The organism is Curtobacterium sp. VKM Ac-1393 (assembly GCF_015350995.1).
GTDB lineage: Bacteria > Actinomycetota > Actinomycetes > Actinomycetales > Microbacteriaceae > Curtobacterium.
Window position 1 is genome coordinate 281,485 of the sequence record NZ_JADKRW010000004.1, and the last position, 15,844, is coordinate 297,328.

Below are 15,844 nucleotides of genomic sequence, written 5' to 3' on the forward strand. Positions count from 1 at the left end.
TTCGTGGCTACGCGACCACGCGCAGGATCTCGTCGACGCTCGTCAGGCCGAGCTTGACCTTCTCGAAGCCGTCCTGGCGGAGCGTGAGCATCCCCTGCGCCTGGGCGACCCGGCTGATCTCGGCGCTCGAGGCACGGGAGACGGCGAGGCGTTCGATCTCCTCGGTGACGGTCATGACCTCGTGCAGGGCGATGCGGCCGCGGTACCCGGTGTTCGAGCAGACCGAGCAGCCGATGGGGGCGAAGAACGCCGGCACGTCTTCGCCGGGGCGCAGGAAGCCCAGGGTGCGGAGCTGCTCGGCCTCGTACACGGCGGGGGCCTTGCACCGGTCGCACAGTCGACGCGCCAGGCGCTGGGCCACCACGGAGTCGAGGGCGGAGCCCACCAGGAAGGGTTCGATGTCCATCTCGGTGAGACGAGTCACGGCGGACGGAGCGTCGTTCGTGTGCAGGGTGGACAGCACGAGGTGGCCGGTCAGGGAGGCTTCGATGGCGATCTGGGCGGTCTCGTGGTCACGGATCTCGCCGAGCAGGACGACGTCGGGGTCGGACCGCAGGATCGAGCGCAGCGCCGACGCGAAGGTCAGACCCGCCTTGGGGTTGACCTGCACCTGGTTGATGCCGGCCATCCGGTACTCGACCGGGTCCTCGACCGTGATGACGTTGATCTCGGGCTTCGCGACCGCGTTCAGGGTCGTGTACAGCGTGGTCGACTTGCCGGAACCGGTGGGTCCGGTGACCAGGATCATGCCGTACGGCTTCGAGTAGGACCGCTGGTACGCCTGGAAGTTCTGCTCGAGGAGGTTGAGGTCCTTGAGGGTCAACGACGTGTTCGTGTTGTCGAGGATCCGCATGACGACCTTCTCGCCCCACACGGTGGGCAGCGTCGCGACACGGAGGTCGATCTGGCGTCCGCCGTGGCGGACCGACATGCGGCCGTCCTGCGGCTTGCGCCGTTCGGCGATGTCGATGTCGCTCATGATCTTCAGACGGCTGATCACGCCGTTCTGGATGTTCTTCGGCGCCGGGGCCATCTCGTGCAGCACGCCGTCGATGCGGTAGCGGATCCGGACCTCGTGCTCACCGGGCTCGATGTGGATGTCCGACGCGTGGTCCTGGATGGCCTGCGACACGAGCAGGTTGACGAAGCGGACGATCGGGACGTCGTCGAGGGCCCCGTCGGCGAGGTCGACCTGCGCCGACGAGCTGAGCGAGGCTTCTTCTTCGAGCGACGAGGTCAGGTCGTTCAGCTCGTCGTCGGCGCGCAGGTAGCGGTCGAGCGCCGTCAGCAGGTCGCGCTCGTCGACCTGCAGCGGCTTGATCGGCCGACCGGACGCAGCGCGTGCGTCGTCGATCGCCAGCACGTTGGTCGGGTTGACCATCGCGAGGATGAGCAGTTCGCCCTCGAACCCGACGCCGAGGACGCCGTGCCGCCGGCAGAGCGCGGCGGGGAGGATCGAGACGGCCGTGCCGTCGACCGGGTAGTCGGTCAACGGCACGGTGCGGGAGTTGTTCGAGGCTGCGCGGGCGGTGATGAACTGCGCCTCGCTCACGACGCCCTGGTCCACCAGCCCGCGGATGGCGCGCTCGTCGAGGTCCTCGTCGCCCGTCATCGAATCGAGGTGCTCGATCGGCAGGGCGCCGTTCAGGATCAGGATCTCGGACAGGGTCGCCATGAGCCCAATGCCTCCTTGGACTCGCGCGCGGCGAGACGTCGTCGGGATGCGCACCACCAGGGATGTGGCGCTCGACCACGCTACTTCTGCGACAGTCGTCGGCCGCAGTCCCAGAAAGAGGGGGCGGAGGGGGTCTGGATGCACCCAGAACGGGGGCGAGACACGTCTGCACATGTCCGACAGCCTCGCCGTCGAGACCGTCCGGTCATACGAGGATGCGCCGAGTGGTGGACAGCCTCAGCGCCGCTCGGATTGTGGAGGAAAGCCCCTCGACGAGCGGGCCCGCCCGGGGACATGATGAGTCATGGACATCACGAGCGTGACCGTGGGGCTGCCCGTCACCGACATCGAGGCGTCCTGCCTCTGGTACGGCGCCGTCTTCGAGCGCACCGAACCGGACCTCGAACCCGAGGACGGCGTCGCCGAGTACGAGGTCGGCGGCATCTGGATCCAGCTCTACGAGGACGAGTCCGCCGAGGAGAACCCCGTCAGCGTCCGCTTCGGCGTCGACGACGTCGGCGCCCAGCACGCCCGGATCGGCGCCCTCGGCATCGACATCGGCCCGGTCGAGTGCGTCGACGGCGCCGTGAACTGGTTCGACGTCCGTGACCCCGACGGCAACGTCCTCAGCCTGTTCTCGCTCGTCGACGAGACGGGCCGCGGATCGGGACGCGACAACGGCGCCGACCGCGCGCTCTAGATGCGTCAGCGGAGCGCTCTCGTGCGTCACTGGTTGAGCGCGTTCAGGACCGCCATCAGCGCGGATTGATCACCAGCCGCCTCGAAGAACAGGCGATCGGCCTCCTCCACCACCCGAACCGCCCGCACCGCGAGTTCCACGCCTTCCTCGGTGACCTCGATGACGTGTGCACGAGCGTCATCGGGGTTGGTCGAGCGCAGCAGGAGTCCTTTGTCTGCGAGCGTCCGGATCACCTGGGACGTCATCATGGCGTCGGTGTTCGCATGCTCGGCGATCCGTCGCTGACTCGGCTCTTCACCAGCTACCTGGGTCAGCCACCAGGCGCTGACGAGCAGGACGAACTGCACATGCGTCAGGCCCAACGGCTTCAGCGTGGCCGTGATGCCCCGTTGCCAACTCAATGTCGCTCGCCACAGCAGCAATCCAGGGCTCTGCCCGGGCTCGAGCGATTCAGCCATGGATGCGCTCGGCGCGCACTCCGAGCGCCGCGATGACGTCGGCGAAGTCCTCGCTCACCGCAGCTCCGACCTCGGCCGCCACCTCGCCAGGCCCCTCCACGGTGCACCGGTACGTCACCCGGCTCCCGGTCCCCAACGCTTCGACCTCGTGGCGGACTCGGACCGACACTCCGGCATCCGGCACCGGCGTGAGGTCCTCGTATCCGCGCCCAGCCTCGACCCACGTCAACTCGAAGGGCAGCTCGCTTCCGTCCGGGAACACCATCACTGCAGTCGTCCCGGCTTCAAACGGGCCGTCGACGCGGACGTCCGCAACGCCGTCGTTCCACTCGGACCATGCGCCCGGGTCGGCCAGGACCGCGAACACCTCGGCCGGCGTCGCGTCGCACTCGCCAGTGATCTCTCGTACCCACATGTCGATCTCCGTTCAAATAGTATGCGCACATACTATCTGCAACCACCATCGAAGTCCACTCCTCAGTCACTGTCGGCAACCCCTCATGGCCAGCAACGTCTGGACGCACCCGCCTGCAGGCCGGGAGGCCCGTGGCGGCCTGGCACCGGGCCTCCCGTCCGTCACGCGGTGACGACACGACGAAGGCCCCGCCTCCTTGCGGAGACGGGGCCTTCGTGGGATCACATCAGACTCAGTTGTAGGTGCCCGGCGTGAAGTCGTCCGACGAGAAGCTGTCGAAGTCGACGAAGCTCAGGTCGGCGTCCGAGAACGACGAGTCGTCCGCGAAGATGCGGTTGGGGTACCGCTCCGCCTTCGCTTCTTCCGTCGCGTTCACGTCCACATCGCGGTACCGGCTGAGGCCCGTCCCGGCGGGGATGAGCTTACCGATGATGACGTTCTCCTTGAGGCCGACGAGGTGGTCCTGCTTGCCCTCCATGGCCGCCTGCGTGAGCACGCGGGTGGTCTCCTGGAAGGAAGCGGCGGACAGCCACGACTCGGTCGCGAGGGACGCCTTCGTGATGCCCATGACCTCCTGGCGAGCCGAGGCGGTCTTGCGACCCTCCTGCAGCGCCGCACGGTTCAGCATGTTGTAACGCGACCGGTCGACGAGCTCACCCGGCAGCAGGTCGGTGTCGCCGTGGTCGACGACGGTGACCTTGCGGAGCATCTGACGGACGATGACCTCGATGTGCTTGTCGTGGATCGGCACACCCTGCGAGCCGTAGACGTCCTGCACACCGTTGACCAGGTGCTTCTGGACCTCTCGGACACCCTTGACCCGGAGGACTTCCTTCGGGTCGACGGTGCCGGCGATGAACTGCTCGCCGAGCTCGACGTGCTGGTTGTCCTCGATGAGGAGCGTCGCACGCTTGAGCACCGGGTAGATGAACGGCTCGTCACCGTTGTCCGGCGTGAGGATGATCCGACGGCCCTTGTCCGTGTCCTCGACGACGACGCGGCCGGGGGCCTCGGCGATCGGGGACGCACCCTTGGGCGTACGGGCCTCGAAGAGCTCCGTGACACGCGGCAGACCCTGGGTGATGTCGTCGGCCGAGGCCGAACCACCCGTGTGGAAGGTACGCATCGTCAGCTGGGTACCGGGCTCACCGATGGACTGGGCGGCGATGATGCCGACCGCCTCACCGATGTCGACCAGGTTGCCCGTGGCGAGCGAACGGCCGTAGCACTGCGCGCAGACACCGACGGCGGACTCGCAGGTCAGGACCGAGCGCACCTTGATGCTCTCGACACCGGCAGCGAGCAGCTTGTCGATGAGGACGTCACCGACGTCCTCGCCGCCCTCGGCGACGACCGTGCCCTTGGCGTCCACGGCCTCGGTGGCCAGGGTGCGCGAGTACACGGTGTTCTCGACGCGCGGGTCGCGGACGAGCTTGCCGTCGGCGCCCACGGTCGCGATCGGCAGCTCGAGGCCACGGGTCGTGCCGCAGTCGTCCTCGCGGATGATGACGTCCTGCGAGACGTCCACGAGACGACGGGTGAGGTACCCGGAGTCCGCGGTACGGAGCGCGGTGTCGGCAAGACCCTTGCGAGCACCGTGGGTGGCGATGAAGTACTCCGCCACGGTCAGGCCCTCGCGGTACGAGTTGATGATCGGGCGGGCGATGATCTCGCCCTTCGGGTTGTTCACCAGACCACGCATACCCGCGATGTTGCGGACCTGCAGCCAGTTACCACGAGCACCCGACGACACCATGCGGTTGATCGTGTTGTCGATGGGGAAGTTGTCCCGCATCTCCTGCGCGATCTCGTTGGTGGCCTCGGTCCAGATCTTGATCAGGTCGGCGCGACGCTCGGAGTCGGTGATCAGACCCTTGTCGAACTCGCCCTGCACCTTGGCGGCCTGGATCTCGTAGCCCGCGATGATCTCCTTCTTGCGAGGAGGCGTCACGACGTCCGACAGGGCGACGGTCACACCGGAGCGCGTGCCCCAGTAGAAGCCGGCGTCCTTGATCCGGTCCAGCGCAGCGGCCGTCTCGGTCTTGGAGTACCGCTCGGCGAGGTCGTTGACGATCGCGGAGAGCACGCCCTTGTCGGTGACCTTCTGGACGAACGGGTAGTTCGACGGCAGGGTCTCGTTGAAGAGCGCACGACCCAGGGTCGTCTCGAGGAGGACGGTGTCGCCCTGCTCGTAGCCCTCGGGAGCTTCGCCCTCGGCGAAGTGGACACCCGTCATGCGGATCTTCGCCATGGCGTTGAGGTGCAGCGTGTGCTGGTCGTTGGCCAGGATCGCCTCGGCGACCGAGGAGAACGCACGGCCCTCACCGACGGCGCCCTCGCGGACGGTCGTCAAGTGGTGCAGACCGATGATCATGTCCTGTGCGGGCAGGGTCACCGGACGGCCGTCGGACGGCTTCAGGATGTTGTTCGAGGCGAGCATCAGGATGCGGGCCTCGGCCTGGGCCTCCACCGACAGCGGCAGGTGCACGGCCATCTGGTCACCGTCGAAGTCCGCGTTGAACGCAGCACACACGAGCGGGTGGAGCTGGATGGCCTTGCCCTCGACGAGCTGCGGCTCGAACGCCTGGATGCCCAAACGGTGCAGCGTCGGCGCACGGTTCAGCAGCACGGGGCGCTCGCGGATGATCTCCTCGAGCACGTCCCACACCTGCGGACGCGAACGCTCGACCATGCGCTTGGCCGACTTGATGTTCTGCGCGTGCGACAGGTCGATCAGGCGCTTGATCACGAACGGCTTGAAGAGCTCGAGCGCCATCTGCTTGGGCAGACCACACTGGTGCAGCTTCAGCTGCGGGCCGACGATGATGACCGAACGGCCCGAGTAGTCGACGCGCTTGCCGAGCAGGTTCTGGCGGAAACGACCCTGCTTGCCCTTGAGCATGTCGCTCAGGGACTTCAGGGCGCGGTTGCCGGTACCCGTGACCGGACGTCCACGACGACCGTTGTCGAACAGTGCGTCGACGGCCTCCTGCAGCATGCGCTTCTCGTTGTTCACGATGATCTCGGGAGCACCGAGGTCGAGCAGGCGGCGGAGACGGTTGTTGCGGTTGATCACACGACGGTAGAGGTCGTTGAGGTCCGACGTGGCGAAACGGCCACCGTCGAGCTGCACCATCGGGCGCAGCTCCGGCGGGATGACCGGCACGACGCCGAGCACCATCGCTGCCGGCGAGTTGCCGGTGGCGAGGAAGGAGCTGACGACGCGCAGACGCTTGATCGCGCGGATCTTCTTCTGGCCCTTGCCCTCGGCGATCTGCAGACGCAGTGCCTCGGCCTCGGCGGCCAGGTCGAACGCCTCGAGCCGGAGCTTGATCGCCTCGGCGCCCATGTAGGCGTCGAAGTAGATCCCGAACCGGTCCTGGAGCTCGTGGAAGACGGCGTCCTCGGGCTTGAGGTCGCCCACCTTGAGGTTGCGGAAGTCCTCCCACACACGCTCGAGACGGGTGATGTCCTCGTCGAACGACTTGCGGACCTGGGACATCTCCTTCTCGGCGGTGTCCTTGGTACGGCGCTTGACGTCGGCCTTCGCACCCTCTTCCTCAAGGGCTGCGAGGTCGTCCTCGAGCTTCTTGAGGCGGTCGGCGATGATCGAGTCGCGCTGGCCCTCGAGGGTCTTGATCTCGAGACGCATCTCGTTCTCGAGACCCGGCATGTCCGCGTGACGGCCCTCTTCATCGATGTCGATGATCATGTACGCCGCGAAGTAGATGACCTTCTCGAGGTCCTTCGGCGCCATGTCGAGCAGGTAGCCGAGGCGCGACGGGACGCCCTTGAAGTACCAGATGTGCGTGACGGGGGCGGCGAGCTCGATGTGGCCCATGCGCTCGCGACGGACCGAGGACTTGGTGACCTCGACGCCGCAGCGCTCGCAGACGATGCCCTTGAACCGGACACGCTTGTACTTGCCGCAGGCGCACTCCCAGTCGCGGGAAGGACCGAAGATCTGTTCGCCGAACAGACCGTCCTTCTCGGGCTTCAGGGTGCGGTAGTTGATGGTCTCCGGCTTCTTGACCTCGCCGTACGACCACTGACGGATGTCCTCGGCGGTTGCGAGGCCGATCCGAATGGCGTCAAAGGAAGTTGCTTCGAGCAATGTTCTTCTCTCTTGCTGATTCAGGCTTCGATGTACGGGCGGGATCAGATGTCGTCGACAGAGGACGACTCGAACCGCGAGGAGATGTTGATGCCCAGCTCCTCCGCAGCACGGAAGACCTCGTCATCGTTGTCGCGCAGGCTGACCGCCTGGCCGTCGGCCGAGAGGACCTCGACGTTCAGGCACAGCGACTGCATCTCCTTCATGAGGACCTTGAAGGACTCGGGGATGCCGGGCTCCTGGATGTTCTCGCCCTTGACGATCGCCTCGTAGACCTTCACGCGGCCGAGGATGTCGTCGGACTTGATCGTCAGGAGCTCCTGGAGGGCGTAGGCGGCGCCGTACGCCTCGAGCGCCCACACCTCCATCTCACCGAATCGCTGTCCACCGAACTGCGCCTTACCACCCAGCGGCTGCTGCGTGATCATCGAGTACGGACCGGTCGAACGCGCGTGGATCTTGTCGTCGACCAGGTGGTGCAGCTTGAGGATGTACATGTAGCCGACCGAGACGGGCTCCGGGAACGGCTCGCCGGAGCGACCGTCGAAGAGCTGCGCCTTGCCGGACGAGCCGATGAGGCGCTCGCCGTCGCGGTTCGGGAGGGTCGAGTCGAGGAGGCCCTCGATCTCGCGCTCGTACGCACCGTCGAACACCGGGGTGGCGACCTTCGTGCCCGGAGCGGCGCTGTGCGCTGCCTCGGGGAGCGCCGACGCCCACTCCTGGATGCCCTCGACGTTCCAGCCCTGCTTGGCGAGCCAACCGAGGTGGATCTCGAGGACCTGGCCGAAGTTCATGCGGCCGGGCACGCCGAGCGGGTTGAGGACGATGTCGACCGGGGTGCCGTCGGCGAGGAACGGCATGTCCTCGACCGGGAGGATGGTCGAGATGACGCCCTTGTTGCCGTGACGACCGGCGAGCTTGTCACCCGCGGTGATCTTGCGCTTCTGGGCGATGTAGACGACCACGCGCTGGTTCACACCAGAGCCGAGTTCGTCGTCGCCGTCCTGCGAGTCGAACACCTTGACGCCGATGATCGTGCCCTCTTCACCGTGGGGCACCTTCAGCGAGGTGTCGCGGACTTCGCGCGACTTCTCGTTGAAGATGGCGCGGAGGAGGCGCTCTTCAGCGGAGAGCTCGGTCTCGCCCTTCGGCGTGACCTTGCCGACCAGGATGTCGCCGGGGCGGACCTCGGCACCGATGCGGATGATGCCGCGCTCGTCGAGGTCGGCCAGCAGGTCCGGGCTGACGTTGGGGAGGTCACGGGTGATCTCCTCCTTGCCGAGCTTCGTGTCGCGGGCGTCGACCTCGTACTCCTCGATGTGGATCGAGGAGAGCGTGTCGTCCTTGATGAGGTTCTGCGACAGGATCATCGCGTCCTCGTAGTTGTAGCCCTCCCACGGCATGAAGGCGACGAGGAGGTTCTTGCCGAGCGCGAGCTCGCCGTTCTCTGTCGCGGGACCGTCGGCGATGACCTCGCCCTGCTCCACACGCTCGCCGGCCGAGACGACCACGCGGTGGTTGTAGCTCGTGCCCTGGTTGGAGCGGTCGAACTTGCGCAGGTAGAAGGTCTGCGTGCCACCCTCGTCGAGCTGCAGGGTCACGGCGTCGGCCGAGACCTCGGAGACGACACCGGCCTTGTCGGCGGTGACGACGTCACCGGCGTCGATCGCGGTGTAGCCCTCCATGCCGGTGCCGACGAGCGGCGACTCGGAACGGAGCAGCGGGACGGCCTGACGCTGCATGTTCGCACCCATCAGGGCGCGGTTCGCGTCGTCGTGCTCGAGGAACGGGATGAGCGACGTCGCGACCGACACCATCTGGCGCGGCGAGACGTCCATGTAGTCGACCTCGGCCTTGGCGACGAGTTCGACCTCGCCACCCTTCTTGCGGACGAGGACCTTGTCGTCGGCGAAGTGGAACGAGTCGGTCAGCGGGGCGTTGGCCTGCGCGACGACGAACTCGTCCTCTTCCGAGGCGGTGAGGTAGTCGATGGTCTTCGTGACCTCGCCGTCGACGACGCGACGGTACGGGGTCTCGATGAAACCGAACGAGTTGATCCGACCGAACGACGCGAGCGAGCCGATCAGGCCGATGTTCGGGCCTTCCGGGGTCTCGATCGGGCACATGCGGCCGTAGTGCGACGGGTGGACGTCACGGACCTCGACGCCGGCACGCTCACGGGACAGACCACCCGGGCCGAGGGCCGAGAGACGACGCTTGTGCGTCAGGCCCGCGAGCGGGTTGTTCTGGTCCATGAACTGCGACAGCTGGGACGTTCCGAAGAACTCCTTGATCGCGGCGACGACCGGACGCACGTTGATGAGCGTCTGGGGCGTGATCGCCTCGATGTCCTGCGTGGTCATGCGCTCGCGGACGACGCGCTCCATGCGGGACAGACCCGTGCGGACCTGGTTCTGGATGAGCTCGCCGACGGCGCGGATGCGACGGTTGCCGAAGTGGTCGATGTCGTCCACGTCGAGGCGCAGCTGCACCGGCTCGCCGTCGCGCACGCCGTTCAGCGTGGTCTTCTCGGCGTGCAGGGACACGAGGTACTTGATCGTCGCGACGATGTCCTTGACGGTGAGCACCGAGTCGGACAGCGGGGCGTCGATGCCGAGCTTGCGGTTGACCTTGTACCGGCCGACCTTCGCCAGGTCGTAGCGCTTCGAGTTGAAGTAGAAGTTGTCGAGGAGCGCACGCGCAGCCTCGGCAGCGACCTGCTCGCCCGGGCGCAGCTTGCGGTAGATGTCCTTGAGCGCCTCTTCCTTCGTGAGGATGGCGTCCTTCTCGAGGGTCGACTCGATCGAGGCGAAGCCCTGGAACTCCTCCATGATCTCCTCGCTGGTCAGACCCAGCGCCTTGAGGAAGACCGTGACGGACTGCTTGCGCTTGCGGTCGATGCGCACGCCCACCTGGTCGCGCTTGTCGATCTCGAACTCGAGCCAGGCACCACGCGAGGGGATGACGCGAGCGGAGTAGATGTCCTTGTCGGACGTCTTCTCCTGCTGGCGCTCGAAGTACACACCGGGGGAACGGACGAGCTGCGACACGACGACGCGCTCGGTGCCGTTGATGATGAACGTTCCGCGTTCGGTCATGAGCGGGAAGTCGCCCATGAAGACCGTCTGCGTCTTGATCTCACCCGTCATGTGGTTCATGAACTCGGCGTTGACGTACAGCGGAGCGGCGTAGGTCTTGCCGCGCTCCTTGCAGTCGTCGATCGAGTACTTGGGGTCCTCGAGCTCGGGAGCCGTGAACGAGAGCTGCATGGTCTCGCCGAGGTCCTCGATCGGGGAGATCTCCTCGAAGATCTCCTCCAACCCGGAGTGCAGGGCGAGGTCGGTGCGACCCTGCTCCTGTCCCTCTGCGAGACGGGCCTTCCAGACGTCGTTGCCGACGAGCCAGTCGAAGCTCTCCGTCTGGAGTGCGAGCAGATCGGGAACCGTGAGGGTGTCCGTGATCTTGGCGAACGAGAGTCGCGAGTGGTTGCGACCGTTCTTGGGGTTGGTGGATGCGTTGGGCGCAGCAGCCAAGGGTGTGACCTCCGTAGGCCCCGTCGGGCCGATACTGACGAGCAGCATGTAGGTGAGTAGATGATCGCTCGGCGATCCCCGCGAGTTCATGCCCTGCGACCACGCCGACGCGTGCCTGACGCAGAACGTCGGTGCACGTGTGGGATGATCTCCGTGAGCGGGACCCGCCGCCATATACGGGTCCGGCTGCACCAGGGCGAGTTGAGTTGGTACAACTCGGAACTCTGCGTCGACCGCAATATGACGACACGGATGCCAGGGAGCGCGAACTGCCATCATAGTTCGCGCCGAGACGCGCTGTCCAGTCCTGGCTTGACCGGATTCGGCACTGGCGTGTATAAGCCGCCGAGCGCCCCCGGAATTCCAGCCGGCGGGCCCGGCCCCGACCCGCCAGACCGGGCAGTGGGCCCGGCCGTCCGCTCAGCCGATGCGTTCGCGCTCGACGCGCCCCGCGCCTCCCGGCTCGCCCTGCAGTCCCGCCAGCGCGCGGAACGCGTCCTCGGGACGGCTGGTACGGACGAAGGTGACGCGACCGCGGTCGTCGGCGAGCTCGATGCCGAGTCCGGGGGTCAGGATCAGGGCGCGGACCCCGCGACCGATCCGCAGGCCGACACCGCCGTAGGTGCGGGCATCGGCCTCGACGAGCCGCGCGTCGACGATGCGTCGACGGGCGATGCGACGCGGCGGCAGCGGTCGGAAGTGCAGGACCACGTGCGTGTCGGTCACCGTGAAGCCGGCCCGCGCGAGCAGCAGCAGGAGTCCGGCCACGAGGGCGACCAGCGCCGGGACGATGAGCGCGATCTCCGGGGCGTCACCCGGCCACGCGGTCACCGCGGCAGCCAGACCCAGCCCGCCGGCGAGCAGGACCGCACCGACCACGCGCATCCAGACGGGCGCCGTCTCGTGGTCCGCGTGGAACGGACGGGAGGCGCGGATCGCGCGTGCCGGTCGGCTCGCGGTCGTGCGGATGGTCGGTGCGGCGAAGCGCGTGGTGGGCACGCTCATCGTGTCGGCGGTCATTTCGGGTCTCCTGCGGTCGTGCAGTGTTCTGCATCCCGTATTTTACATGACGGGTGCGATGTGTTCACGGCCAGCGCGCACGGGTGGCCGGAAGGGGCGCGCGGACGCGCGCCGACGACGCGCACGCTCGAGCGGTGGGGGCACTCGACGGCACGTCGTGGTCACGGGGACGGGCGGACGCGCGAGGTGTGGGGCACTGCACGCATCGACGCGGGTCGACGTGACGACCGGGTGAACGGTACGGAACGAGTCTTGGTGTCGGCTGGCCGTCCATGTGTACGCATTCATGTGCGAGTCGCGGCGTCGCTGCGTCGCGGCGTCGCTGCGTCGCGGGCCCGGCTCGCTGCTCAGCGCAGGACGCGCGCGACCGCCTCGGCGCGGGTGCCGACCCCGAGCTTCGCGAACACCTGGTTCACGTACGACTTCACGGTCGGCACCGTCAGGAACAGCTCCGCTGCGATCTGCGGGTTCGTCCGCCCCGCCGCGATGTGCTCGAGCACGTCGGCCTCACGCGGGGTGAGGTCCGGGAACCGGTCGCGCAGCGACGCCTGCGCGGCGCCGGGCGCTGCGGGCGCGGCAGGTCCGCCGGGCGCTGCTGGTGGCACCGCCCCACCGCCCAGCTGCGCCACCAGCCGGGCCCCCACCGTCGCGTCGAACGTCGACTGCCCGGACGCGACCGCGCGGATCGCCGTCGCGATCTCGGCACGCCCGGCGTCCTTCGTCAGGTAGCCCCGGGCGCCGGCCCGCAACGCGGTGACGATCGACTCGTCGTCCGCGTAGGTCGTGAGCACGAGCACCGCGACCTGCGGGTGGTCGGCCACGATGCGCGCCGTCGCCGTCGGCCCGTCGGTGCCGGGCATCCGCAGGTCCATCAACACGACGTCGGGTGCGTCCCGGTCGACCGCGGCGATCGCCTCGGCACCGTCGGAGGCCTCGCCGGTGACCTGCAGGTCCGGCACCAGCGACAGCACCGTCACCAGGCCGTCGCGGACGATGGCCTGGTCGTCGACGACGAGGACACGGATGGTCACGATGCCTCCGCCTCGTGCTCGGCTGCGCGGTCGACCGGCACGTGCATCGCGACGACGAACTCGTCGTCGGAGCGTTCCGCCTCGACCGCGGCGCTGCTGCCGAGCTCCTGGAACCGCTCCCGCATCCCGAGCAGTCCCTGCCCGCCGCCCGTGAGCGGGTTGGCGACCACGACGTCGACGGCGTCGCCGTCGCGGATGACGGACAGCGAGACGGGTCGGCCGGGAGCGTGCCGGCGCGCGTTGCTGAGGGCCTCGCGGACGACCTGCGCCACGGCGGCGCGGTGTGCCGCGTCGAGCCCGTCCAGCGTCGGGTCCCCCTGCACGACGATCGTGCCGCCGAAGGAGCGGTGCGCGTCGACCAACGTGGTCAGGTCGGTGCGTGCGGGCTCGGCGGAGCTGGACGGTCCGTCGGTGCGGTCCGGTCCGTCGGTGCGGTCCGGCTCGTGGTCGGTGGACGGCCGGGAGGCCCGGTCCGCGTCCGGCACATCGGCCGGGCTCGTCCGCGTGGCCGGGTCCGGGGCCGTGGCCGGCTCGGGATCCGCGTCGTCGCGCAGGGCGTGGACGGCTCGGCGGGCCTCGGCCAGACCGTCCGCCGCCAGGGTCCTGGCCTCGCCGGCGCGCTTCGTGGCGTCGTCGACGCGGCCGGCCTCGAGCAGGGCCTCGACCGCGTCGAGCTGCAGCACGAGCCCACCGAGCGAGTGCGCGAGCACGTCGTGGATGTCGCGTGAGGCACGCGACCGGTCGGCGAGGAGCTGGGCACGCTGCTGCTCACGCTCGACCTCGTGCGCACGCTGCGCGGCGATCCGGAACTGCCGACGGCTGAAGCCGATCAGCACGCCGAGCAGCAGGCCGCCGCTCGTGCCCAGGACGAACTGGACCGAGGCGTGTTCGATCGTGGCGGCGACCGCGATGACGACGACGGCACCCACCGCGGCGACAGCGGCGACCCAGACCGGCACCCGCAGGTTCGCGCCGAGCAGGATGATCCCGACGATCACCGGGACGATCATGAGCGAGTCGGTCGGCACCACGGTCAGGGACCCGGCGACGACCATCACCGCGCCGGCGACGACGAGCAGGCGGGGCGTCCGGCCGAACTCGCGGAGCGCCCACGCGGCGAGCGCCACCGCACCGAGGACCCAGACCCACGCGGGCTGGTGCAGTGCGAGGCCGTTCCGCACGAACCAGAACCCGAGGATCGCGATGCCGAGGGCGTTGAGGCCCCAGGCGGTGGCAGAGCGGGACCGACCCCCGGGGAGGTCGGTCTCGTCCTGTCCGCTCAGCAGGGTCACCGGACCATCATGCCGCGGGTGCTGCGCCCGTCGGTGGTCCGGTCGCCGCGGTCGCCGCGGTCTCCGTGGTCTCCGCGGCCTCCGCGCGGGATGCGCTGGTCGATCACCAGGGCACGGGCGGCGCGGTTCAGGGCGAGCACGAGCAGGATCGTGCCGGTGGAGGTGAGCAGGTGCGCGCCGAGGTGGCCGCCGAGCACGTCGAGGCCGATGCGCACGGCGATGAGCACGATCCAGAGCGACGCCCCGATCCAGCCCGTGCGGGACTGGATCGTGCGGCCCTTGGCGTCCGGAGTGGCGACGGTGCGGAACCGGGTGATGCTGCCCATGCTCAGGCCGACCCCGATCGTGATGAGGGCCTCGATCCCGAGGAACACGATGTCGACCGTGGTGATCGTCGCCTTCGTCTGCGCCAGGACCACCACGCCGATGATCGCCATGACCATCGGGGAGCGCCAGATGCGCGTCGGGTCGAGGTACTGCCAGGTCGCCTGGCGGTACCCGAGGAAGCAGACGAGCGCGACGCCGATCAGGACGTTCGCGAGGAGCTGGACCGACATGGTGTGCCTTTCGACGTGACCCGGCGGGACGTTCCCGACCGGTGGACCCAGCCTCGTTCCGGCGCGCTCTCGGGCACACCAACCAGGGGTGGGGGCGCGGGTGGTGATCGAGGGGGCGGCCGGGTGGTGTTCGATTGACGGCATGGCTGATGCGTTCGACGGGTTCCGGATCGGTGCGGGGTACTCGGTGGTCGAGCCGGACCGGCACCGTCCCGGGTCCTTCACACTCGTGGTCGACGGCACCCCGCAGTCGCACGTCGACCTCGAGGACCCGACGCACCTGGCGTTCGAGTACATCCGTCGGATCGGGCACGCGATCGACCTGCTGCCGTCCGGCCCGGTCACGGCGCTGCACCTCGGTGCCGGTGCCCTGACGCTCCCCCGGTATGTCGCGGTGACCCGGCCGGGTTCGCGCCAGCAGGTCATCGAGCTCGAGCGGGACCTGGTCGACCACGTCCGCGAGGTCCTGCCGTTCCCACGCGGCGCGTCGATCCGCGTGCGGTACGGCGACGCGCGCGAGGTGCTCGGCAAGCTCCCCGGCGGCCTGCGCGGCACGGTGGACCTGGCCGTGGTGGACGTGTTCGGCGGCTCGCAGATCCCGGCGCACGTGACGAGCATCGAGTTCTACCGCGAGGTCGCCGCGTTCCTGTCGCCGACCGGCATCGTCGCCGTGAACGTGGCGGACGGCGCCGGCCTGGCGTTCGCGCGCGGGCAGGCCTCGACGCTGCAGGCCGTGCTGCCCTCGGTCGCGGCCGTGGCGGACACCGGGATGCTCAAGGGCCGGCGGTTCGGCAACATCGTGCTGCTCGGTTCGCCGACCGACCTGCCCATCGCCGAGATGCCGCGTCGGTACTCGTCCGACCCGATGCCGGCGAAGGTCGTGCACGGTGCGGAGCTGCGGGCGTTCACCGCCGGGGCCCCGATCGTCACCGACGCGACGGCCGTGGCGTCCCCCGAACCGAACCGGAGCGTGTTCGGCGGCTGACCGGCACCCGTTCCCCGACAGAACACCAGTCGATCGCCTCGTGGTCCGTCGAACTGCCGGTGCC

The 15,844-nt window shown here is 68.5% G+C and carries 11 protein-coding genes; 2 read left to right on the top strand and 9 right to left on the bottom strand.

All coding sequences use genetic code 11. The features are described from left to right. Positions 1 to 7: 7 nt before the first annotated feature. Positions 8 to 1,675, bottom strand: a complete 1,668-nt coding sequence (locus ITJ59_RS10865; protein ID WP_194651112.1) for a GspE/PulE family protein — start codon at positions 1,673 to 1,675, stop codon at positions 8 to 10. A gap of 304 nt (positions 1,676 to 1,979) precedes the next feature. On the opposite strand from ITJ59_RS10865, the gene ITJ59_RS10870 reads away from it, so the two are divergent. Then, a complete protein-coding gene (locus ITJ59_RS10870; protein WP_194651113.1) occupies positions 1,980 to 2,375 on the top strand; it encodes a VOC family protein in 396 nt (131 codons plus the stop codon). 26 nt (positions 2,376 to 2,401) lie between these two features. On the opposite strand, the gene ITJ59_RS10875 is transcribed toward ITJ59_RS10870, so the two are convergent. From ITJ59_RS10875 to ITJ59_RS10910, 8 genes are all read right to left on the bottom strand, one after another. After that, positions 2,402 to 2,833, bottom strand: coding sequence for a MarR family winged helix-turn-helix transcriptional regulator (locus tag ITJ59_RS10875; protein ID WP_194651114.1), 432 nt, complete (start codon positions 2,831 to 2,833; stop codon positions 2,402 to 2,404). Continuing rightward, positions 2,826 to 3,248 carry an SRPBCC family protein gene (locus ITJ59_RS10880; RefSeq protein WP_228511367.1) on the bottom strand — a complete coding sequence of 141 codons (423 nt, stop codon included), beginning with the start codon at positions 3,246 to 3,248 and terminating at the stop codon, positions 2,826 to 2,828. Before ITJ59_RS10880 ends, ITJ59_RS10875 begins: the two co-directional genes overlap by 8 nt. Positions 3,249 to 3,480: 232 nt before the next feature. Next, positions 3,481 to 7,362: a DNA-directed RNA polymerase subunit beta' gene (gene rpoC, locus ITJ59_RS10885; RefSeq protein WP_194651116.1), complete on the bottom strand. Its 3,882-nt coding sequence runs from the start codon at positions 7,360 to 7,362 to the stop codon at positions 3,481 to 3,483. Between the two features lie 44 nt (positions 7,363 to 7,406). Next, the gene (rpoB, locus tag ITJ59_RS10890) at positions 7,407 to 10,895 is read right to left on the bottom strand and encodes a DNA-directed RNA polymerase subunit beta (protein ID WP_194651117.1); all 3,489 of its coding nucleotides are present in this window, start codon (positions 10,893 to 10,895) and stop codon (positions 7,407 to 7,409) included. 420 nt (positions 10,896 to 11,315) lie between these two features. After that, positions 11,316 to 11,915: a hypothetical protein gene (locus tag ITJ59_RS10895; RefSeq protein WP_194651118.1), complete on the bottom strand. Its 600-nt coding sequence runs from the start codon at positions 11,913 to 11,915 to the stop codon at positions 11,316 to 11,318. A 347-nt stretch (positions 11,916 to 12,262) separates the two neighbouring features. Further along, the gene (locus tag ITJ59_RS10900; protein WP_194651119.1) at positions 12,263 to 12,946 is read right to left on the bottom strand and encodes a response regulator; all 684 of its coding nucleotides are present in this window, start codon (positions 12,944 to 12,946) and stop codon (positions 12,263 to 12,265) included. Further along, positions 12,943 to 14,238 carry a sensor histidine kinase gene (locus tag ITJ59_RS10905; protein ID WP_194651120.1) on the bottom strand — a complete coding sequence of 432 codons (1,296 nt, stop codon included), beginning with the start codon at positions 14,236 to 14,238 and terminating at the stop codon, positions 12,943 to 12,945. The genes ITJ59_RS10900 and ITJ59_RS10905 overlap by 4 nt, the downstream gene beginning before the upstream one ends. After that, the gene (locus tag ITJ59_RS10910) at positions 14,235 to 14,795 is read right to left on the bottom strand and encodes a hypothetical protein (RefSeq protein WP_194651121.1); all 561 of its coding nucleotides are present in this window, start codon (positions 14,793 to 14,795) and stop codon (positions 14,235 to 14,237) included. Before ITJ59_RS10910 ends, ITJ59_RS10905 begins: the two co-directional genes overlap by 4 nt. 142 nt (positions 14,796 to 14,937) lie before the next feature. On the opposite strand from ITJ59_RS10910, the gene ITJ59_RS10915 reads away from it, so the two are divergent. After that, positions 14,938 to 15,780: a spermidine synthase gene (locus ITJ59_RS10915; protein WP_194651122.1), complete on the top strand. Its 843-nt coding sequence runs from the start codon at positions 14,938 to 14,940 to the stop codon at positions 15,778 to 15,780. Positions 15,781 to 15,844 lie beyond the last annotated feature (64 nt).